Here is a 19,893-nt window from a genome sequence, read left to right as displayed (position 1 = left end):
CCCAGTTCGTGGACGGGGGTGCGGATTCGCGTGACGGCCGTGTCTGCGAGGCAACCGTCAGGGCTCGATCGCGATGCCGCGCAGCGGCTCGCCCTTGCCGACTTTGCCCAGACGCGTGGCCGCGCCGGTTTTCAGGTCGATCAGGTAGAACTGCGGCGTGGCGTCCTGCGCCGTGCTGACTGCGGCGTAGGCGTCGTTGCTGACGTCGGCGATGTCGAAGTGCGCGTCGGCCAGGCCGGCGATGCCGAGCGATCCGACCGTGAACAGCTTGCCGGTGTTCGGAGACACCACCGGCTTCACGCCTTCCACCGATCCCTGGCGCACCAGTGCGCCGGTGGCGGCGTCGATCGCGAAATTGGTCGTGAGCTTTTCGTCTTCCTGGTTGTACGTGTAGCCGGCGGCGACGACCTTCGGCGTTACGGCGGCGCTGACGTCGCCTTCGGCGTAGGTCAGCGTGCCGTCGGGCTGCAGGCCGGCGATGTCGGGTGAGGCGTCGACCAGGACGCCGGTATCGGGATGGGCACGCAGGTTCTGCCGCGTGTCCGACACGATGCGGATGCGGTCGGCGGCCGGATTGAAGTCGAAACCGAACTGCTGACCGTTCAGCGGCGCGGCGAATTTCGCACTGCCGACCGGCTTGAGCTGGCCATGTGCGACATCGACCGTGAAGATCCGGCCGCTGCTGCCGAGCGCAAACATGACGCCGCGGGCGACCCGGTAATCGATGCCCAGCAGCTGTTCGCCGCTGTCCAGCCCGCTCAGGGCGACCTCGGACAAGAGCTTGCCCGGCTGGCCGGCGTTGAAGCTGATCAGGTGGTGCGACTGGGTCACCGCAAACACGGTTTCCTTGCGTGGCGGTCCTTCGATCTCTGGTGTGCCGGCACAGGCGGCGAGCAGGCAGGCGGTCGAGGCAAGCGTCAGCAGGGGACGACGGGCGGCATTCTGCATGGGAGTGTCCTTGATTGTAGGAAGGGGGCCTGACCGCCTCGCGCCTGCGGGTTGCTCACGTCTTCTGGCGCGCGGACGCAGTCCATGAAGGGTTACGGTTGATTCGACGTTGTCTTTAGCGCACTCATCAATTGCCAGTCAGAAAATTCATGCAAGGTGTTGCAATCGCTGCGCGATGCGTCGTGGCATCCGGTTTGTCGGTTTCTGACGGTCCGACGTCACCCAGTGTGGACACCGGATGTGCAGGGGCATCCCTAAAGAGTGACGTCCTGCGGCCGTTAGCGGGAACATCGACAGTTCGTGAGTGGTGGGATCGTGCGCGTTCGAAGGGTGCGGAAGCAAGCTTGCATGGCAGCACGGATGGCGCGCGCGGCGGGGCTTGCCGCAGTGCTGCTGACGGTGTCCGCGCAGGCCGCCACCGTCACCTTCAAGACCAGTGAAACGTCGGGACGCACGCTCGACAACGTCGTGCTGACCCTGTTGCCGGTGGGCAAGGTCGCGCTGCCGCCACCGCGCACGGCCAGCATCGAACAGGTCAGGAAGACTTTCGTGCCCCTGGTCAGTGTGGTGCAGACCGGCGCCGCAGTCGATTTTCCGAACAACGACACGGTGCGCCATCACGTGTATTCCTTTTCGGCGTCCAAGGTATTCGAACTGAAGCTGTACGCCGGCACGCCGGCCAAGCCGGTCGTTTTCGACAAGCCGGGTGTCGTCGTGCTGGGCTGCAACATCCACGACAAGATGGTCGCTTACATCATGGTGGTCGACACCCCGTGGTTTGCCGTGACGGGGGACGACGGCAGCGCGAAGATCACGGACCTGCCGCCCGGTGACTACATGCTCCAGACCTGGCATCCGCGTCGCCTCGGCATGTCTGACTTGCCGCCCCGTCCGATCACGGTGAGTGCCGACCTGACCGAGTCGGTGACGGTCGATCTGAAGCCCTGACGCAATGCGAATGAACAGCCTCAAATGGCGTATCGCCGCCTGTTGCGCACTGCTCCTGCTGCTGGTGCAGGCGGGCGGTCTGCTGATGTTCGGCCAGCTCGGTCGCGCCAGCGCGCTCGATGATGTGCGTGCCGAATTGCAGACGGCCGATCGGGTGCTGTCACGTCTGCTCGAACAGCGCGCCAGCCAGCTGACCCAGGCCGCCCGTGTGCTGGCCGCCGATTACGGCTTCCGCGAGGCGCTGACCAGTCGTGACAACGACACCATCGTGTCGGCACTCGACAACCACGGCGAACGCATCGAAGCCAGCCTGATGATGCTGCTCGACCTCGACGAAAGCGTCACCGCGGTGTACCCGGACGAGGCGCAGGGTGTCGCACCGCAGCTGCACGGTCTGATCGACAATGCACGCAACGGCGGATCGGGCAGCGGTCTGGTCATCATCGACGGCACGCTGTACCAGGTCGTGGTGGTGCCGGTACTCGCGCCGCTGCCGGTCGCCTATGTCGTGACTGCATTCATTGTCGATCAGCCCTTCGTGCAGGACCTCAAGCGAGTGTCCGGCCTCGATCTGAGCTTCCTGAGCCGGGTCGAGGGCGAACAATGGGTGCTGGCGGCCAGTTCGCTCACCGATGCGCTGCAGCCGGGACTGCTGGCTGCCTTCCGCAGCCACCGCGGGGCGCTGCCTGAAATGCTGTCGCTCGGCGGCACGGACTACGCAAGCCGGCCCAAGATCATCGAAGCGGGCTCGCTGCAGCACATCACGGTCGTGCTGCAGCTGTCGCTCGATCGCGCGCTTGAACCGTGGCAGCGCCTGTACGACAACTGGCTGCAGCTGTCGCTCGCCGGCATGCTGTTTGCGCTGGTGGCCAGCGCACTGCTCGGGAGATCGATCGCGTCGCCGGTTGCCCGGCTGGCGCAGTTCGCGCGCCGCGTCGGCAAGGGCGAGTATGGCGTGCCGCCGGTGATGGACCGGCGTGATGAAATCGGCCAGCTGGCCGATGCCTTCTCGCACATGACCGAAGCCATATCTACGCGCGAGGCGCGCATCTCAGAACTGGCCTACCGTGACACGCTGACCGGCCTGCCCAACCGCGCCTACTTCGTCGAGCGGCTGACCGATGGTGTGCGCGATGCGAAGACGCACGGCGGCGCGCTGGCCGTGCTGACGCTCGACATGGATCGCTTCAAGATGGTGAATGACGCACTCGGCCACGGTCTGGGCGACCTGCTGCTGGTCGAGGTGGGCAAGCGTCTGCGCGACACGCTGCGCGATGTGCGCGATCAGGTGGCACGCCTCGGCGGCGACGAATTCGCCGTGCTGCTGCCGGGCGCCGATGCGCAGAAGGCCTACGGGGTGGCGATGCGGATCGCCGAAGCGCTTGACCAGCCGATGAGCCTTGAAGGTCAGATGGTGGACGTCAGCGCCAGCATGGGCATTTCGTCGTTTCCCGAGCACGGCGACGATGTGCAGGCGCTCATGCGCCACGCCGACGTCGCGATGTACCAGGCCAAGCGTCAGAACAGCGGCGCGGCCATCTACGACCCGCGCCACCACGAACGCAACGTCGAGCGGCTGTCGTTGCTGACCGAACTTCGGGCGGCCGTCGAGCACGATGAACTGGTGCTGTACTACCAGCCCAAGGTTGCGCTGGTGCCGGGCCGCCAGCATCACGTCGAAGCCCTGGTGCGCTGGATCCATCCGACACGCGGCTTCATTCCGCCGTTCGACTTCATCCCGTTCGCGGAACAGACCGGCTACATCAAGGCGATCACGCTGTGGGTCATGAATGCGGCGATCCGCCAGTGCGGCCTGTGGCTGCGTGCCGGCATCGAAGTGAATGTGTCGCTTAACATATCGGCGCGCGACCTGCTCAACCCCGACCTGCCGGCCAGCTTCATCGAAATGCTGCAGCGCCACGGTTGCGAATCGCGCCTGATCACGCTGGAAATCACCGAAAGCGCGGTGCTCGACGATCCGCTGCGTGCGCTGGCCAATCTGCAGGCGCTGCGTGACACCGGTTGCATGCTGTCGATCGACGACTACGGCACGGGCTATTCGTCGCTGTCCTACCTGAAGCAGATGCCGGTCAGCGAAATGAAGATCGACCGCAGCTTCGTGATGAACCTGGTCGAAAATCCGAACGACGAAATCATCGTACGTTCGACAATCGAACTGGCCCACAACATGGGTCTGAAGGTGACGGCCGAAGGTGTCGAGACCGAAGCCGTGCTGGAACGGCTGCGCGAACTCGGCTGCGATCTGGCTCAGGGCTATCTGATCAGCAAGCCGATTCCGGTGGAAGCGCTTGAGAAATGGTTCCGGGAGTCGCACTGGGCGCTCATTTCGGTCGCCGAACCGGGCACCTGCGCAGACAATGACGAGGCCGTTGCGGAACCTGAACACGCAGACGCTTTGTGATGGTCCGCGTGACGCTTTCGACAATGCGTGTCCGGGCCCGATACCTGCTTGCAGTTAAAGTGTCTCGAAACCATCGGAGCACTGAAACATGATCAAGCGCCAAGGTCCGCTGGAAGTCATCACGCGAAGACCGGCTGCGGCGACCCACGCAACACCCCTGCTGTTCGTCCACGGCGCCTACACGGCAGCCTGGTGCTGGGACGAGCATTTCCTGCCTTACTTCGCCGACGCCGGCTTCGAGGCGACCGCCTTGTCGCTGTCCGGTCACGGCGGCAGTCCGGGGCGCGAATTTCTCGATCTGCTGAGCCTCGACGACTACGTGCGCGACGTGCTCGAACTCATCGACGCCTGCGACGTGCCGCCGATCCTGATCGGGCATTCGATGGGCGGCATGGTGGTGCAGAAGTGTATGGAAGTGAGACAGGTGTCCGGCGCCGTGCTGATGGCGTCGGTGCCGCCACAGGGTTTGTGGGCATCAGCGGTCGGTCTGGCGCTGCGCAAGCCCGACCTGATGTCCGAACTGAACACCCTGCTGACCGGCGGCGGCACGTCGCCCGAGGCGCTGCGCGAAGCCCTGTTCGCCCAGCCGGTGTCGATGGAACGCCTGCAGCAGATGGCGCGTCGCGTGCAGCCGGAATCTGCGCGCGTGATCTGGGACATGACACTGTTCGACCTGCCGCAGCCGTCACGCATGCGCCGTGCGCCGCTGCTGGTGCTTGGCGCCGAGTGCGATCCCATCATTCCGCCCTCGTTGACCGAAATGACCGCCCGCGCACTCGATGTCGAGGCGCGCATCTTTCCCGGCATGGGGCACGGCATGATGCTGGAAGCTGACTGGCGCAAGGTGGCCCAGTGCGTGCGCGACTGGCTGCCGATGGCCTGCCGCAGCGCGCGCGGCCAGTCGCAGGGGGCCGGCGTCGTCTGAGCGCCTGTCGGGTGCCTGTCAGCGCCCGGCCTTGCTTTCCAGATAGCCGAGAATGTCCCGCCGCCGCAGTTGGGGTTCGCCCCGCTGCGGCGCCGAGCCGACGATCCGGTTCATCCAGGACATGTTGTCCTCCATGCGCTGCACCACTCGACGCCACTCCCGGGCCGGCCGGCTCGACGGTTCCGGCAGTACGTGGCACTGGTCGCAGGCGTCGCGGAAGCTGCGCCCGCGCGTATCGAGGTCCGGGTAGCGCGCCACATCAATCGGCTTCTGTGCATTACGTCTCAGGTAGCCGATGAGCATGTGTACTTCTTCCTCGTCCGGCGCGGCGGCGCCGCCCATCATGTGCTTCATCAGCGCGCCACGGTTTCCGCTGCCCCGCATGCGCACCACCATCCGGTCGACGATTTTCGGCCATTTGTCGGGGTGATGCATCGCCGGGCTCGGCAGGTGGTGGCACTGAACGCAGTAACGCGCCATCAGTGTCGCAGCGGGTGAATCCGGTTCGGGCAGCGCAGCGGCCGTCATCGACGGCGGCAGGATGCGCGACAGCCAGCCTGCCTGCGGACCGGTAGACCAGCGTGCAAGTGCTGCATCGACGATGCGCTGATTCGCGCCGCTGGCCGCATCCGCGGCAGCAACGGTTTGCGTGAGGGAAATGGCGCTCAGCGAAGCCAGCAGGATGCAGCAACGGAACATGGCAGCGAGATGCACCTGTGGGGAGGAGGTCAGACCTCTTCAGCGTAGTTCAACGAGACGGCGGAAAGAAGCCGCAAACAATGTGTGTCACCGGCGAACGGAACCCTCAAGTCGCCGGGGCACGAGCCGATGGCAATGGACGGTGTGTTCAGGAAGAGAGACATGGACCTGTTTGATTTCATGACCGGAAAGACGCTTGGCCGCCATCAGGACTACGGCGATGAAGTGCTCGACGCAGGCTGGTTGCCTCAGCCCGAAGCAGCGCTTGCCAGCCGTCGCCCACCGGTTGCACGCTCGCACACTGCCGTGTCCGACCCCGACGCGTTTCTGCGCGACATCTATCGTTCGCAGGAATAAGTTGTCGTAATGCCCACCCGGGCCGCTGCGCGAGGGTGTGCATCGGCAGCAGCTTGGGTAATATCGCAAACATGTGTTGCGATACTCTTTTTAACGATTTCTGCCGGCTGATTCCCCTCCCATCCTTGAACCCGCAGGGCGTGGCGCATGACTGATGCGCCGCGCAGGGTGGGGCGCTACGCGCTGGGGCGTGAAATCGGCCGTGGCGAGCGCGGCGCCGTATTCGAGGCGACCGAAGCAGGCAGCGGTCGCCTGGTTGCGCTGAAACTTTTCCGTACGGATTTCGCAGATGACGTTCCGGCTTACATCCGCGCGCTCGGCGACCGTCTCCTTCACGCGTCGCAGCTGAATCATCCATGCATCGTGCGCATCATCGAACAGGGAGTCAGCGCCGATGACGGCACGCCCTGGGTCGTCATGGACCGGGTGGATGCGCGTTCGCTGCGGCAACTGCTCGATGCGCTGCCGCGCCTGTCCTTCGAGTGGGTGTGCAGCATCGGCCTGCAGACCGCCGACGCGCTGGCGCATGCACACGCCCACGGCGTCACGCATGGCGGCCTGAAGGCCTCCAACCTGCTGGTCGACGGTGCCGGTCATGTGTCGGTGACCGACTTTGCGCTGCCCGCCCCGGCCCCGGATGCCTTGCCGGCGATGCCGCAGTATCTTTCGCCCGAGCAGGTTCAGGGGCTTGTCCCCGATGCGCGCTCCGACGTGTTTTCGCTCGGCGCGCTGCTGTTCGAAATGCTGGCCGGCCGGCCACCTTTCGGCTCGCCACTCACCGGCACCCTGGCCAGCGTACTGGAGAACATCGCCCACGTGCCCACGCCCACGCCCAGTGCGATCGACCCGGACGTGCCGCCCGAACTCGATCTGCTGGTGATGAAAGCGCTTGCGAAATCACCGGTCGACCGCTTCCAGACGGCCGCCGAGCTGGCCGACGCGCTGCGCTGGATCCGCTTCGAACCGGTGGCGGCCACGGTGCTGAAGGCGGCTGAACCGCCGCCGCGGGCGATCGAGGTGACGGAGGTGGCGGACGGCCCGGAAAGCCTGCGTCGCGGTCAGTCGCAGAAGCCCGCACAGCCGGTCGACGACGTGCTGGCGGCACTGGCGGCGGACATCGATGCCTTTTCGGCCCGCGGTACGGCACCGCCATCGATCGGCGTGGCGTCCAACGGCTCCTCGCAGAACCGGCTGAAGCCGCTGCGCGAGGTGACTTCACCGGGACCGGCTTTCCCGACGCTGCACGACGAACCGGAGATCGCTGCGGGTGTTGCGCTGCCAGCAGCGTCGAATGGCGCGGGGCCGGCTGCGCCGGCCTCTGCGGCGTCGTCGCTGCTGGCTGATCTTGCCGGAGAGGCGCAGCGCATCCGGACGCACAACGCGCAGATGCAGCGCGGCGAGCGGGCGGTGCGCACCGAAGCGGAACAGGCGCTCGCTGGCCGCCTTGTGCTGGTGCGCGACTACCTGACGCAGTTGGCCGGCCAACTCAACGTGATCAAGCCGCAAATCGCGCGCGACTATCCGCTGCTTGGTCTGGGCGTGCTGCGCGGACTCGCCTGGCAGGCATCCGACGTCAATACCCGCAATCGTGGTCCGGAGGCGCCGGATCAGCTGGCCCGCGTATCGCTGGCCTGGCTGCTGCGGGGTCAGGCCCTGATGCGCTGCGAGCGCGAGCCGCAGGCGGCCGGCGCGCTGCGCGTTGCGTTGCGCGAGCACGGTCTGCGCTTTGAGGAGCAGGCCTCGCGCGACGAACAGAACCGCCTGCGCGCCCAGGTGTTCGATATCGCGCCCGAAGTGCGCGGCCGGGTCGAACTGAACGCTGATTACACCCGGCTGACGCTGCGCCTGACCTTGCAGAATGTCGAACGTTTCGGCATCGTCGATTACCAGCCGCCCTCGGAAGACAACGGGACCGAATGGCTGGACGAACTGGCGAAACTGATACTGGGTCAACCGAGTCGCTTCGCCGCGCTTGCCCGGCTGATCGTTCCGACGCCGCAGTAGTGGCACGGTTGATGCATCGGATGACGCGTCACCCATGCGCCTGCGGACCCGACTCAACTTCCCGGGGCGCGCGACGTTAGACCTTCAGGTGGGTGCAGCAACATCGGGAGACGAATCATGCAAGGGGCTGAGTTTCAGATTCCATTGGCCGAATGCCGCGAAATCTACAGCGTTGGCGCGGTGGACCGGGCGATGGAATCGGGTGCCACATCGCGCAACGAGTCGCTGGTGGCGTACTACGAAAAGATGAAGCAGCTGGGTGGCGTGCGGTACGTCGTCAAGCCTTCGTCGTTCGACGGGCTCGATCCGCTGTACGCCCGCTGTCCGAATTTCGCACCCGTGCTGGACGACCTCAAACGCTATCTCGCGCTGGCGGTCGCCGGCAACGAACCGATGCATTTCACGCCCATCCTGCTGCTCGGCGAGCCGGGCATCGGCAAGACCCATTTCGCGAAGCAACTCGCCAACGTGTTGGGCACCGGCTTCGAGTTCGTGTCGATGTCGTCGCTGACCGCCGGCTGGATACTGAGCGGCACTTCTTCACAGTGGTCGCATGCGCGACCCGGCAAGGTCGCTCAGGCGCTGGTGTCCGGCGATTACGCCAATCCGCTGCTGGTGCTCGACGAGGTCGACAAGGCCGGTGGCGACCCGCGCTACGATCCGATGGGTGCGCTTTACGGCCTGCTGGAGCAGGACACCGCACGTCAGTTCAAGGACGAATTCATCGAGGTCGACATGGATGCCAGCCACATCATGTGGGTGTCCACGGCGAATGACGAGCGCTCGATTCCCGAGCCCATCCTGAGCCGCATGAACGTGTATACCGTGCCGCGCCCGGATCACGATCAGGCCTGTGCGATTGCGCGCACGCTGTACGGCGAGATTGTTGCCGCCCATCAATGGGGCTTCGACGAGGATGCGCCGGAGGACGTGATCGACGGTCTGGCCCGTGTGCCGCCGCGTGACATGCGCAAGGTGCTGATGGCGGCCTTCGGCAACGCCAAGCTGGAACGGCGCGACCACCTGCTGCCGGCCGATCTGGACGCCGGCCGCGCGACACGGCAGAAGAAGATCGGCTTCTAGGGGCTGTTGTCATTGAATTGCGGGCCGCGCGCGGTGCAATGACATCCGACCCTCGGCTCGCGGGCTCTGGTACGCTGCTGGCGCATGAACCACCCGAGTCTCCCAGCGCTGAACGCCGCACAGCCGAGCGCTGCCCCATCGGCCGGAGCGCCTTCATCCTCAGGCGTATGGCGGCCGATGGTCGGCCCGGCCGCCAGCCGAGATCTGTGCACCGATTGCGGCATTTCGCGCAGCAGCGACGACAAGCGCTGCGGCCGCGCCTGCCAGTTCATCAAGCCGGACTATCCTGATCTGGAAACCCGTGTGCACGGGCGCGCACGCGACCCGCAACGACCGGACGAGGTGCACTTCGGGCCGCATCGCCGCATGCTCCGTGCGGCACTCAAACCGGCCAGAGCCGACGCGCAATGGACCGGCATCACCACCCGCATCGCCGAACGGCTGCTGGAAACCGGCGCGGTCGACGCCGTGCTGACCATGGCGCCCGATCCGGATGATCGCTGGCGACCGGTGCCGGTGCTGGTCACGCGACCCGAAGGCATGGCGCAGTGTCGAGGCATGCGCATGGGCTATGCGCCGCTGCTTGCGCTGCTTGAGCCGGCACGCGCGCAGGGCTACAAGCGCCTGGCTGTGATCGGCATTCCGTGTCAGGTGTACGCGCTGCGCGCACTCGAAGCCGAACTGGGCTTCGACAGGCTGTACGTGATCGGCACGCCCTGCTCGGACAACACCACCACCGAGCGTTTCCACGAATTCCTCGAACTGCTGGCGCGTGAAACCGACGTTGCTGCCGACGACATCACCTATCTGGAGTTCCGCGCCGACTATCACGTCGAGCTGCGCTACCGCGACGGTACGAAGCGCGCCATCCCGTTTCTGATGCTGCCGCTGTCGCAACTGCCGAACGATTTCTTTCCGCTGACCTGTCGCACCTGTGTCGATTACACCAATGTGCTGGCCGACATCACGGTCGGCTACATGGGCGGCGAGGGCGAACAGTGGTTGCTGGTGCGCAACGAACGCGGCGAAGAACTGCTGGGCCTGCTCGGCGACGAAGTGGTGACGCGCGCACCGGGCAGTGCGGGCAAGCGGCAGGGACCGGTCAAGGGCTTCCTCGCCAATGTGGAGCGCGCCGCGGGCGGTCTGCCGCTGCGCCGCATGCCGCAATGGTTGCGCCCCATCGTCGGCTGGCTGATGCCGCGAGTCGGTCCCAAGGGGCTGGAATTCGCGCGTGCCCGGGTCGAAATGAAGGCGGTCGAAACCGTCATCCACCTGCGGCGCGAAATGCCGCAACGGCTGAAGAGCATGGTGCCGGCGCACATCTGGAAGCTGGTCGCGCCGTACGCGCTGACGCCGGTGCCGACCGAATTGCCGGTCGAGCGGGACACCCATGCATCGGGCAGGGAGGATGCCGGCTGATCAGTGCAGCGTCATCGGGTCGATCAGGAAGGTGCGGCTGCCCCGCGTGAGGTCGAGTTCGCCCCGCATCAGGCAGCCGGTTTCGAGGTCGATATCGTTGGCGACCCAGGTTTCGCGCTCCTTCGACACCAGATAGATCACCACGATGTCGCGCGTGACCGGTGGCTGGTCGGGTTCTTCGTCATCGAATTCGGCCAGCTGCATCAGGCAGCTCAGGCCCACCACATCGATGTCCGGGTGAGCGACTGTTTCCTGCACGAAGCGGGTCACCGCGACCTCGTCCAGCATGTCCATGTGGGCGAGTGCTGCGCTGCGGATGCGACCGTGCTCGATGTGCGCCATCAGAGCGGTCGGTCGGGGCGGGTCGCCGCGCGCAAGCAATGCGTCGGCGTGATCCTGGCAGGCGCGCAACACGGCGCTAAAACACGCTTCCTCCATTGGCAGCATGATTGTCTCCTCCACAGAAGTGGGTTGCGTCCATGTGCGCGCCTGTTGAAGAGACTAGACCTGTGTCTGAGGAATGTCTTGACGCACTGCCATGGCGGCAGTGCACCAAAAGAACGTGCTTTCAGTCGGTTTTCGACAGCGGATCGCCGACGGTAGGGCGTTGCAAGAAGTCGTGCAGTGCACTGTCGGCAGCGATCGGCGCAATCAGACATTCATCGACCCGCGCGCCCGCCGGGCCGCGCTCGGCCCAGGCAACGAGCGCATCGAGCGCTGCCGGCACGCCGCAGGCGAAAGCCTCGACCGAACCGTCGCGCCGGTTGCGCACCCAGCCTGTTACGCCGAGCCGGCGCGCCTCGTTGATCATGGCGTAGCGGAAACCCACGCCCTGCACCCGCCCGCGGATGGCGAAGTGCAGCGCCTCGATCTCGCGCTCGTTCACGCCTATTTGACGCGCATGCCCGGCGCCGCACCGCTGTCCGGCGACAGGATGAACAGGCCCGGCACTTCGCCGGTGTCGTCGGACGCCGCCAGCACCATGCCCTCGCTCATGCCGAACTTCATCTTGCGCGGCGCGAGATTGGCCACCATGACGGTCAGCCGGCCGACCAGCAGCGCCGGGTCGTAGGCCGACTTGATGCCGGCGAATACCTGGCGCGGCGCGGCTTCGCCGATGTCCAGCTGCAGGCGCAGCAGCTTGTCAGCGCCCTCGACATGCTCGGCGGCGACGATTTTCGCGATGCGCAGTTCGACCTTCGAAAAATCGTCGATCGAAATATGGCTGGCTGCGGTCGTCGGTGCGGTGGCCGCGGTTTCGGGCTTCTTCACCGGCTCGGCAGTGGGTACGGGGGCTTGCGTGCTCACGAGGGTTTCCTTGTTGGCGTCGACCAGCGCGATGACCTGCTTGGGGTCGATGCGGGTCATCAGGTGCTTGTACTCATTGATGCTATGGCCGGGGGCCAGCGTGCTGCCGAAATCGTCCCAGACCAACGGTTCGATGTTCAGGAAGCGCTCGACCTCGGCAGCCAGATGCGGAAGCACCGGCTTGAGCAGCACGGTGAGCTGGCGGAACAGTTCCAGCGCGGTGCTGCACACGGACTGCAGCTTTTCGTCCTGACCGTCGTGCTTGGCGAGCACCCAGGGTGCATGGTCATTGACGAACACGTTGGCCTGATCGGCGCAGGCCATGACTTCGCGCAGCGCACGCGCGTAGTCGCGTGACTCGTAGGCGTCGCGGATCGACACCTCATGCCAGTGAAAAGGCACGGTCGGCGCCGACAGCCTGCCGCCGAAGCGCTTCGTGATGAACCCCGCGCAGCGGCTCGCGATGTTGATGTACTTGCCCACCAGATCCGAATTGACCCGCGCGACGAAATCGTCGAGGTTCAGGTCGATGTCCTCCATCGAGCCGTTGAGTTTGGCGGCGTAGTAGTAGCGCAGCCATTCCGGATTCAGGCCGAGGTCGAGATAGCTCTGCGCGGTGATGAAGGTGCCGCGGCTCTTGCTCATCTTCTCGCCATTCACGGTGAGGAAGCCGTGCGCGTTGATCTGGGTCGGCGTGCGGTAGCCGGAGTGTTCGAGCATGGCGGGCCAGAACAGGGCGTGGAAGTACAGGATGTCCTTGCCGATGAAGTGAACCATCTCGGTGCCGGCCGCCTTCGCGCCCGCGGCATCGAGGAAGTCCACCTCGCTGATGTCGCGGCCCAGCGCCTGCTGCTTCGCCACGTAGTTGCGGAAGCTGCCGAAGTAGCCGACCGGCGCATCGAGCCAGACGTAGAAGAACTTGTTGTCGGTGCCAGGGATGCGGAAGCCGAAATAGGGCGCGTCGCGGGAAATGTCCCAGTCGGACAGGCGGTTGTCGCCCGGCTCGCCCAGCCATTCCTTCATCTTGTTGGCGGCTTCGTTCTGCAGCCGGTTCGAGCCCTGCGTGAAGTCACGCAGGAACTGCTCGCACTGCGGCGCCGACAGGCGGAAGAAGTGGTGCTCGCTGGCGCGCCGCTCGGGTGTGGCGCCGGACACCACCGAATACGCGTTCTTCAGTTCGGTCGGCGCGTAGGTGGCGCCGCACACTTCGCACGAGTCGCCATACTGGTCCTTGGCCGAACACTTCGGGCACTCGCCCTTGATGAAGCGGTCGGGCAGGAACATTTCCTTCACCGGGTCGTAGAACTGCTCGACCGAGCGCTGGGCGATCAGGTCGGCCGCCTTCAGCTTGGCGTAGATGTCTTCGCAGAAGGCGCGGTTCTCGTCCGAATCGGTCTGGTGATAGTTGTCGAAACTGATCAGGAAGCCACCGAGGTCGCCGGCGTCGCTGCGGGCAGGCAGTCCGCCGAAGAAGTCGCGCGCGTGTTCGTGCAGCACGCGCTCGACCAGCTGGCGCGGCGTGATGCCTTCCTTTTCGGCGCGCAGCATGATGGGCGTGCCGTGCTGATCGTCGGCGCCGACGTAATGCACCTCATGGCCGCGCATGCGCTGGAAGCGCACCCAGATATCGGTCTGGATGTATTCGACCAGATGACCGAGGTGGATGGCGCCATTGGCGTAGGGCAGGGCGCTGGTAACGAGCAGGCGGCGGGACATGGCGGGCGGCGAAGTGGAAGCCAAAGCAGGAAAGCCCGCAATTCTACTGCCCGAGCACGGGCTTCCGGGATACGGACCGCGATGATCGGTTAAACTGGAGTAAATCAATCAGGTATTGCCTGCAGCGGCGCCGCATGACGCGGCCCGGTGGGCACACCGCCGTTCGGAGTTCATATGTCCATCAGCGAAGCCCAGGTCCAGAGTGCGCTCAAGGAACTGATCGATCCCAATACCGGCAAGGATTTCATTACTACGCGCAGCGCGCGGAACATCCGCGTCGATGGCGTCGACGTATCGGTCGACATCGAACTGGGCTATCCGGCGAAGAGCCAGATGGATCACCTGCGCCGGATGGCCATCGCCGTGCTGCGCGCCATTCCGGGTGTCGGCAATGTCAGCGTCAGCATGACGCAGAAGATCGTGTCGCACACGGTGCAGCGCGGCGTGAAGCTGCTGCCCGGCGTGAAGAACATCATCGCTGTGGCGTCCGGCAAGGGCGGTGTCGGCAAGAGCACCACCGCGGTAAATCTTGCGCTCGCGCTGGCTGCCGAAGGCGCGACGGTCGGTCTGCTCGACGCCGACATCTATGGTCCGTCGCAACCGCAGATGCTGGGCATCACGGGCCGCCCGGATTCTCCGGACGGCAAGTCCCTCAGCCCGATGATGGCCTACGGTATCCAGGCGATGTCGATCGGCTTCCTGATCGATGTCGAAACACCGATGGTGTGGCGCGGCCCGATGGTGACGTCGGCGCTGGAACAGCTGTTGACCGAAACGCGCTGGGACGACGTCGATTACCTGGTGATCGACATGCCGCCGGGCACTGGCGACATCCAGCTGACGCTGGCGCAGAAGGTGCCGGTGACCGGCGCCGTCATCATCACGACGCCGCAGGACATCGCACTGCTGGATGCACGCAAGGGATTGAAGATGTTCGAGAAGGTCGGCATCCCCATCCTCGGTATCGTGGAAAACATGAGCATCCACACCTGTTCGAAGTGCGGCCACGAAGAACACATCTTCGGCGAAGGCGGCGGTGCGCGCATGGCGGCCGACTATGGTCTGGACGTGCTGGGCTCGCTGCCGCTGGCGATGCAGATCCGCGAACAGGCAGATTCCGGCAAGCCGACCGTGGTGTCCGACCCGGACGGCCGCGTGGCCGAAATCTATCGCGACATCGCGCGCAAGGTGGCGGTCAAGATCGCCGACAAGGGCAAGGACATGAGCGCAAAATTCCCCAGCATCGTGGTGCAGAACACCTGACCGCAAGATTCACCCGGAGGCAAGCCGTCATGAGGCCGAACGCGCTGTTGCTCGCTGCATGCTGTTGTATCCCTGCCGCGGCAGTTCAGGCCGCCGATCCGGCAAAGGGTGGCGAACTGGTGGTCGAGGCGCAGTGCGAGAACTGCCATGTGGAGAAACTGGGTGGCGACGGATCGCAGATCTATCTGCGCAAGGACCGGCGGGTGAATTCTCTGGCCCAGCTCGCCACCCAGGTCAGCGTGTGCAATTCGCAGCTGAATACCGGCTGGTTTCCCGACGATGAGGCGCATGTCGCGGCCTATCTGAACCAGCGGTACTACAAGTTCAAGTAAGGTCAGCTTGCCGAGCGCCGGCAATAGCAATAGACGAACTGCTGCACCGCGCCGCCCGGCGTGTGATGGGTTTCGCGGCTGTGTTCTAGCAGCTCGAAGGGCACGCCGAATTCGGCGTGCAGCGTGTCGGCGCCGTAGCGCATCACCGGCAGGCCGCTGCAGCGATCCGGCCCGTCCTCGGCGAAGGTGGCGACGATGACGTGGCCGCCGGGTTTCACCGCGCGCAGCACCCGTTCGACATAGGCCTGCCGCTGCGCGGCATCGGTCGGGAAGTGGAAGACCGCTCGGTCGTGCCAGAGGTCGTAGCGCTGCGCAGGCAGAGCGACTTCCGTGATGTCCGCCTCTAACCAGCGAACCCGTCGGGCGTCGTCGCCAAGCCGTGCCTGCGCCGCATCGAGCGCGGCAGCGGAGAGGTCGAGCACGGTGAGGTCGTGATAGCCACGCGCCAGCAGATCGTCGACCAGGGTCGATGCGCCGCCGCCGACGTCGATGATTGCGGCATCGTGCGTGAGGCCGGTGCGGGCGATCAGATCCAGCGAATGCTCCGCGTGCGGCTGGAACCAGCTCACGCTGTCGGGAGTCCTGCGGGCATAGACGTCTTCCCAGTGGTTTTTCGTATCGTCGTTCATCGAGTGGCCGCCTTGACACCGATCGCGATGGCGTCATCGAGGTAAGCGCCGTAGAAGTCGGCCTTGCCGGCACCGACCAGCGGCGAAGCGACTTGCCGGCCGTCGGCGTCGAGGAACAGCACGGTCGGCGCGAACTGCACCTTCATGCGTTGCGCGAATGCGGCCTGCGTCGTGTGGCTGCCGTCGAAGTCGATCAGCTTGCGTGCGCTGTTCAGGTCGACTTCGCGGATCATCAGCCGGCCGCGCTGGGTGGCATCTCGCGCCAGCGGGGCCAGATAGTGGCTGCGCACTTCTTCGCAGTAGTGGCAGCCGGGCAGCGAGAACAGCACGATGACCACGACGCCCGGCTTGCCGGCATCACGCACGTCCTTTGCTGCATTCGTCAACGTCGGCAGCGCCGGCCCGGTGGTGCGCACCGGCGCGGCGAACAGCACCGGACTCAGCAAAAGCGCCAACAGGGCGAAGAATGCGCGCGCGGTCATCTGTCGAGCGCCTCCTGCTCCATGCGCAGATAAGTGCCATAGGCGTTGACGCGGTTGGCGGCGTCGAAGGCCGGCATCTTTTCCCAGCGCCTCCAGTCGGTGCGCGCATAGGCTTCGTCGAACGGCATGAAGTCGCTGACCGCCCGACCCATTTCGGTGCGCAGATAGGTCAGATAGTCGCGTGTCAGGCCGAGGTCGCGCGCCGGGTCGGTCGACGCCGGGCCGTGACCGGTGACCAGCGTGCCGGGCTTGAGCGCAAGCAGGCGGTCCATCGTCGTGAGCCAGCGTTTGCTGTCGGCGTCACCGACAAAGGGGATGCGGCCGATGAACAGGATGTCGCCGGAATAGATCACGCCGTCTTCGCGTACCACGACCACCATGTCGTCCGGTGCATGTGCCGGCCCCATGTGGATCATTTCGAAACTGATGTCACCCAGGCGGAAGCTGGTGTCGCCCTCCAGCCAGAGGTCGGCGGTGATCAGCCGCGTCTTGCCGTCGACCCACGGGTCGAGATCGCGCCGCCGCTGTTCCAGCCGCGCCCGGCCTTCCTCGCCTTCGATGTACTCGCGACCGCTGCGGTGCGCCCACACTTCGGCACCGACCGCCTTGAACGCCTGCAGGCCGTAGAAATGATCGGCGTGGTAATGCGTGACCAGTACGCGACGGATCGGCTGGTCGGTCACGCGGCGGATGGCGGCGATCAGCGCCTCGCCCAGCGCGGGGGTGCCGAGCGCATCGATCACGACCACCCCGTCGCCGGTGACGACGAAGCCGGCATTGGAGTTGTAGCCCGCATTGGCCAGACTGGCCGGACCGGCCTCACCCTGTACATACCAGCTGTGGGTACCGACCTGTATCGGCTTGAGCGCCGGATGAACAAGAGATGCGTCGCCCGCCATCGCCCATTGCGCAAGGAGGGCAGCGCAAGTCGCGAGAATTGTCCGCATCGACGGACGACGCAAAAGCTGCATGTCAGGCCATGCCCGGGTTGCCGGCCACACCCTGCAGTTCGGGCAGGTTCAGCTTGACCGGCTTGATGGTTTTCACATCGCGCAGATAGCGCGCCATCAGATCCCAGATCGGTTCGCCGCCGGCGTTCTTCGCCTCTTCCGACACCGGCGCCCAGCCCGCGACGCGATAGGTTTTCGACGCCTCGATCGGCTTGCCGCCAAGCGACATCGCAGTGATGCGGCTGCCCATTCTCGCGTTCGGGTCGCAGCGGTACTGCAGACCGCCGACGCGCACCATGTCGCCGCCCTGCTGATAGTAGGGATCAGGGTTGAACAGGTTGTCGCAGACGTCCTCCAGCACCGTCCTGATGAATTCGCCGGTCATCGGCGTCAGCGTCGTGTACGGATAGGTGATTGCGGTCTGGTCGAGCAGGTTTTCCATCGTGATCGGGTCGCCCGGCAGCAGGCTGGTCCCCCAGCGGAAGCCGGGCGAGAACGCGATTTCTGCGTCCTTCATCTTCATCAGGCCGTCGAGGATGAGCTGGTCGAAACTGCCGTTGAAGTTGCCGCGGCGATACAGCAGGCCTTCGGTCACCGCGAGCTTTTCATTCAGTTTCGCTTCGTGCGGTGCCCGCAGCTTCGCAATCAGCGACGCCATGTCGGCGTCCGGCTGGATCAGGTTGGAAAACACCGGCAGCAGGTGGTAGCGGAAGTCCGACACCTTGCCGCCCTTGACGTCGAAGTCGAGCACGCCGAGGAATTTGCCGTTCGAACCTGCATTGGTGACCAGGGTCTGGCCGCCGCCGTTCTTCACGATGACCGGGGCCGGCACGCCGTCGTGCGTGTGCCCGCCGAGGATGGCATCGACACCGCGCACCCTGGAGGCCATCTTGATGTCGACATCCATGCCGTTGTGCGACAGCACGACCACCACCTGCGCGCCCTTGGTGCGCGCGGCATCGACGTGTTCCTGCAGGCTTTCGTCATTGATGCCGAAACTCCAGTCCGGCGTGAAGTAGCGCGGGTTGGCGATCGGTGTGTAGGGAAAGGCCTGGCCGATGATGGCCACCGGCACGCCGTTGATCGGCTTGATGACGAAGGGCGGAAATACCTGGTCGCCGAAGTCGGTTGTTTTGACGTTCTGTGCAACGAAATCGATCTTGCCGGCGAAATCGCCGTCGACGATCTGTTTCACCCGCTCCGCGCCATAGGTGAATTCCCAGTGGCCGGTCATGACGTCGACGCCGAGCAGCTTGCAGGCGTCGACCATGTCCTGCCCCTTCGTCCACAGCGACAGGCCGGAGCCCTGCCAGGTGTCGCCGCCGTCAAGCAGCAGCGCGCCCGGCCGGCTCGCCTTCATGCGCTTGACCAGCGTGGCGAGGTGGGCGAAGCCGCCGACCTTGCCATAGGTCTTCGCCGCCTGCGAGAAGTCGAGGCAGGTGAAGGCGTGCGCCTGCGCACTGCCCGGCGCGATGCCGAACTGCTTCAGCAGCTTTTCGCCGACCAGATGCGGTGGCCGACCCATCATGTCGCCGATGCCCAGATTCACGTCCGGTTCGCGGAAGTGGATGGGCATCAGCTGCGCGTGGCAGTCGGTGAAATGCAGCAGGCTCACGTTGCCGAAGCGCGGCAGTTCGTACATCTGCCCAGCCGCGCTCGCAGCGTGGGCGAAGTTGCCATGCAGGGCCATGCCGCCGGCGCTGGCGGCCGCCAGCACCTGCAGGAATTCGCGGCGATTCATGCTCATCGGGCCATCACTCCGCGTTGACCGGCGACTTCGGGTCGAGCAGCAGCGCCACGATGTGGCGGATCTGCTTTTCGTCCAGGATGCCGTGCGTGCCGAAGCGGGGCATGTTGGTGCAGGCGCTGTAGGCGTTCGGATTCCAGATCTTGGCCCACACATACTTCTGCGTGGATTCCGTGTTGCCATGCACCTTGCCGTACTGGTACAGGCTGGGGCCGATGGTGCCGTACGAAATTTCCTTCTTCGTGATGCGGTGGCAGTTGTAGCAATTGCCGCCGTTGGCTTCACCGGCCTTGTCGGTCCAGGTCAGGCCGCGACCGCTCTGCGCGATCTTTTCGCCTTCCTTCCAGTCGCCGATGTACTTGCCGTCGGACGGCCACTTCACCTCGGCGAGCGCCGCTGCCTGGAATCGTTCGCGCAGTTCGTCGTCGAGGCTGTGCCCGAATTTCGAGCAGGCGACCATGACTTCGTCCTGCGTCAGGCGATCGGTCTTGACGATGCCCTGTTCGCGGAAGGATGCGGCCATGACCGCCGCGGCGTCCTTGTCGTAATCGGCTGAGGAGACGGTGGGCGCGCCGGTGCCGGCGCAGCCTGCGACAGTGGCTAGCGTGGCCAGCACGGCGAGCGCGATTGCGCCCTGGCGGATGCGGATATTCATCGTGCT

At 65.2% G+C, this 19,893-nt stretch carries 19 protein-coding genes; 9 read left to right on the top strand and 10 right to left on the bottom strand.

Translation table 11 applies throughout. The annotated features are described in order from the left end of the window. Positions 1-57 precede the first annotated feature (57 nt). Positions 58-948 (bottom strand): DUF4394 domain-containing protein, encoded by an 891-nt coding sequence (locus BSY238_RS07600; protein ID WP_069038596.1) that lies wholly within the window; start codon positions 946-948, stop codon positions 58-60. A 348-nt stretch (positions 949-1,296) separates the two neighbouring features. Here BSY238_RS07600 and BSY238_RS07595 point away from each other — a divergent pair, with 348 nt between their 5' ends. The 3 genes from BSY238_RS07595 (at position 1,297) to BSY238_RS07585 (ending at position 5,243) form a co-directional block, all read left to right on the top strand. Next, positions 1,297-1,896 (top strand): methylamine utilization protein, encoded by a 600-nt coding sequence (locus BSY238_RS07595; protein WP_069038595.1) that lies wholly within the window; start codon positions 1,297-1,299, stop codon positions 1,894-1,896. Positions 1,897-1,906: 10 nt separating this feature from the next. Continuing rightward, a complete protein-coding gene (locus BSY238_RS07590; RefSeq protein WP_223300312.1) occupies positions 1,907-4,318 on the top strand; it encodes a putative bifunctional diguanylate cyclase/phosphodiesterase in 2,412 nt (803 codons plus the stop codon). 88 nt (positions 4,319-4,406) lie between these two features. Further along, complete coding sequence (locus tag BSY238_RS07585) at positions 4,407-5,243, top strand: alpha/beta hydrolase (RefSeq protein ID WP_069038594.1); 837 nt, start codon at positions 4,407-4,409, stop codon at positions 5,241-5,243. A gap of 18 nt (positions 5,244-5,261) precedes the next feature. On the opposite strand, the gene BSY238_RS07580 is transcribed toward BSY238_RS07585, so the two are convergent. Next, positions 5,262-5,942 carry a hypothetical protein gene (locus tag BSY238_RS07580; protein ID WP_069038593.1) on the bottom strand — a complete coding sequence of 227 codons (681 nt, stop codon included), beginning with the start codon at positions 5,940-5,942 and terminating at the stop codon, positions 5,262-5,264. Between the two features lie 162 nt (positions 5,943-6,104). Here BSY238_RS07580 and BSY238_RS07575 point away from each other — a divergent pair, with 162 nt between their 5' ends. The 4 genes from BSY238_RS07575 to BSY238_RS07560 all read left to right on the top strand — a co-directional run bounded on the left by BSY238_RS07575 (position 6,105) and on the right by BSY238_RS07560 (position 10,805). Then, positions 6,105-6,299 (top strand): hypothetical protein, encoded by a 195-nt coding sequence (locus BSY238_RS07575; protein ID WP_069038592.1) that lies wholly within the window; start codon positions 6,105-6,107, stop codon positions 6,297-6,299. 147 nt (positions 6,300-6,446) lie between these two features. Then, positions 6,447-8,303, top strand: a complete 1,857-nt coding sequence (locus tag BSY238_RS07570; RefSeq protein ID WP_069038591.1) for a serine/threonine protein kinase — start codon at positions 6,447-6,449, stop codon at positions 8,301-8,303. Between the two features lie 117 nt (positions 8,304-8,420). Beyond that, positions 8,421-9,386: an AAA family ATPase gene (locus tag BSY238_RS07565; RefSeq protein WP_069038590.1), complete on the top strand. Its 966-nt coding sequence runs from the start codon at positions 8,421-8,423 to the stop codon at positions 9,384-9,386. Positions 9,387-9,563: 177 nt separating this feature from the next. After that, positions 9,564-10,805, top strand: a complete 1,242-nt coding sequence (locus BSY238_RS07560) for a Coenzyme F420 hydrogenase/dehydrogenase, beta subunit C-terminal domain (protein WP_069038589.1) — start codon at positions 9,564-9,566, stop codon at positions 10,803-10,805. Here BSY238_RS07560 and BSY238_RS07555 read toward each other — a convergent pair whose 3' ends face one another. The 3 genes from BSY238_RS07555 to metG form a co-directional block, all read right to left on the bottom strand. Further along, positions 10,806-11,252, bottom strand: a complete 447-nt coding sequence (locus BSY238_RS07555; RefSeq protein ID WP_069040539.1) for a hypothetical protein — start codon at positions 11,250-11,252, stop codon at positions 10,806-10,808. Positions 11,253-11,373: 121 nt separating this feature from the next. Further along, positions 11,374-11,691, bottom strand: a complete 318-nt coding sequence (locus BSY238_RS07550; RefSeq protein ID WP_069038588.1) for an acylphosphatase — start codon at positions 11,689-11,691, stop codon at positions 11,374-11,376. 2 nt (positions 11,692-11,693) lie between these two features. After that, positions 11,694-13,829 carry a methionine--tRNA ligase gene (metG, locus tag BSY238_RS07545; RefSeq protein WP_069038587.1) on the bottom strand — a complete coding sequence of 712 codons (2,136 nt, stop codon included), beginning with the start codon at positions 13,827-13,829 and terminating at the stop codon, positions 11,694-11,696. Between the two features lie 174 nt (positions 13,830-14,003). Between metG and apbC the strand changes: the two genes are divergently transcribed. Both apbC and BSY238_RS07535 read left to right on the top strand, forming a co-directional pair. Continuing rightward, on the top strand, positions 14,004-15,092 hold the full coding sequence (gene apbC, locus BSY238_RS07540) for an iron-sulfur cluster carrier protein ApbC (RefSeq protein ID WP_069038586.1): 1,089 nt from the start codon (positions 14,004-14,006) through the stop codon (positions 15,090-15,092). Positions 15,093-15,121: 29 nt separating this feature from the next. Beyond that, positions 15,122-15,424, top strand: coding sequence for a hypothetical protein (locus BSY238_RS07535; protein WP_069038585.1), 303 nt, complete (start codon positions 15,122-15,124; stop codon positions 15,422-15,424). A gap of 2 nt (positions 15,425-15,426) precedes the next feature. On the opposite strand, the gene BSY238_RS07530 is transcribed toward BSY238_RS07535, so the two are convergent. The 5 genes from BSY238_RS07530 to soxX all read right to left on the bottom strand — a co-directional run bounded on the left by BSY238_RS07530 (position 15,427) and on the right by soxX (position 19,887). Further along, the gene (locus tag BSY238_RS07530; RefSeq protein ID WP_069038584.1) at positions 15,427-16,053 is read right to left on the bottom strand and encodes a class I SAM-dependent methyltransferase; all 627 of its coding nucleotides are present in this window, start codon (positions 16,051-16,053) and stop codon (positions 15,427-15,429) included. After that, entirely contained in the window at positions 16,050-16,535 is a 486-nt protein-coding gene (locus BSY238_RS07525; protein ID WP_069038583.1) for a thioredoxin fold domain-containing protein, read from the bottom strand. Before BSY238_RS07525 ends, BSY238_RS07530 begins: the two co-directional genes overlap by 4 nt. Continuing rightward, on the bottom strand, positions 16,532-17,434 hold the full coding sequence (locus tag BSY238_RS07520) for an MBL fold metallo-hydrolase (RefSeq protein ID WP_223300311.1): 903 nt from the start codon (positions 17,432-17,434) through the stop codon (positions 16,532-16,534). Before BSY238_RS07520 ends, BSY238_RS07525 begins: the two co-directional genes overlap by 4 nt. A 73-nt stretch (positions 17,435-17,507) precedes the next feature. Next, on the bottom strand, positions 17,508-19,232 hold the full coding sequence (gene soxB, locus BSY238_RS07515) for a thiosulfohydrolase SoxB (protein WP_069038581.1): 1,725 nt from the start codon (positions 19,230-19,232) through the stop codon (positions 17,508-17,510). A gap of 7 nt (positions 19,233-19,239) precedes the next feature. Beyond that, a complete protein-coding gene (soxX, locus tag BSY238_RS07510) occupies positions 19,240-19,887 on the bottom strand; it encodes a sulfur oxidation c-type cytochrome SoxX (RefSeq protein WP_083223960.1) in 648 nt (215 codons plus the stop codon). Positions 19,888-19,893 lie beyond the last annotated feature (6 nt).

Source organism: Methyloversatilis sp. RAC08, assembly GCF_001713355.1.
Classification (GTDB): domain Bacteria; phylum Pseudomonadota; class Gammaproteobacteria; order Burkholderiales; family Rhodocyclaceae; genus Methyloversatilis.
Note: the sequence above shows the minus strand (reverse complement) of the source record. Positions and strands in the feature narration are given on the sequence as shown.

What these genes read in the sequence shown, in the direction of transcription:
- BSY238_RS07565 (WP_069038590.1), top strand. Translation starts at nt 8,421, where the DNA reads ATGCAAGGGGCTGAGTTTCAGATTCCATTGGCCGAATGCCGCGAAATC.
- BSY238_RS07590 (WP_223300312.1), top strand. Translation starts at nt 1,907, where the DNA reads ATGAACAGCCTCAAATGGCGTATCGCCGCCTGTTGCGCACTGCTCCTG.
- BSY238_RS07520 (WP_223300311.1), bottom strand. Translation starts at nt 17,434, where the DNA reads ATGGCGGGCGACGCATCTCTTGTTCATCCGGCGCTCAAGCCGATACAG.
- BSY238_RS07600 (WP_069038596.1), bottom strand. Translation starts at nt 948, where the DNA reads ATGCAGAATGCCGCCCGTCGTCCCCTGCTGACGCTTGCCTCGACCGCC.
- soxB (WP_069038581.1), bottom strand. Translation starts at nt 19,232, where the DNA reads ATGAGCATGAATCGCCGCGAATTCCTGCAGGTGCTGGCGGCCGCCAGC.
- BSY238_RS07580 (WP_069038593.1), bottom strand. Translation starts at nt 5,942, where the DNA reads ATGTTCCGTTGCTGCATCCTGCTGGCTTCGCTGAGCGCCATTTCCCTC.
- apbC (WP_069038586.1), top strand. Translation starts at nt 14,004, where the DNA reads ATGTCCATCAGCGAAGCCCAGGTCCAGAGTGCGCTCAAGGAACTGATC.
- metG (WP_069038587.1), bottom strand. Translation starts at nt 13,829, where the DNA reads ATGTCCCGCCGCCTGCTCGTTACCAGCGCCCTGCCCTACGCCAATGGC.
- BSY238_RS07555 (WP_069040539.1), bottom strand. Translation starts at nt 11,252, where the DNA reads ATGCTGCCAATGGAGGAAGCGTGTTTTAGCGCCGTGTTGCGCGCCTGC.
- BSY238_RS07535 (WP_069038585.1), top strand. Translation starts at nt 15,122, where the DNA reads ATGAGGCCGAACGCGCTGTTGCTCGCTGCATGCTGTTGTATCCCTGCC.
- BSY238_RS07575 (WP_069038592.1), top strand. Translation starts at nt 6,105, where the DNA reads ATGGACCTGTTTGATTTCATGACCGGAAAGACGCTTGGCCGCCATCAG.
- soxX (WP_083223960.1), bottom strand. Translation starts at nt 19,887, where the DNA reads ATGAATATCCGCATCCGCCAGGGCGCAATCGCGCTCGCCGTGCTGGCC.
- BSY238_RS07530 (WP_069038584.1), bottom strand. Translation starts at nt 16,053, where the DNA reads ATGAACGACGATACGAAAAACCACTGGGAAGACGTCTATGCCCGCAGG.
- BSY238_RS07525 (WP_069038583.1), bottom strand. Translation starts at nt 16,535, where the DNA reads ATGACCGCGCGCGCATTCTTCGCCCTGTTGGCGCTTTTGCTGAGTCCG.
- BSY238_RS07585 (WP_069038594.1), top strand. Translation starts at nt 4,407, where the DNA reads ATGATCAAGCGCCAAGGTCCGCTGGAAGTCATCACGCGAAGACCGGCT.
- BSY238_RS07595 (WP_069038595.1), top strand. Translation starts at nt 1,297, where the DNA reads ATGGCAGCACGGATGGCGCGCGCGGCGGGGCTTGCCGCAGTGCTGCTG.
- BSY238_RS07570 (WP_069038591.1), top strand. Translation starts at nt 6,447, where the DNA reads ATGACTGATGCGCCGCGCAGGGTGGGGCGCTACGCGCTGGGGCGTGAA.
- BSY238_RS07560 (WP_069038589.1), top strand. Translation starts at nt 9,564, where the DNA reads ATGGTCGGCCCGGCCGCCAGCCGAGATCTGTGCACCGATTGCGGCATT.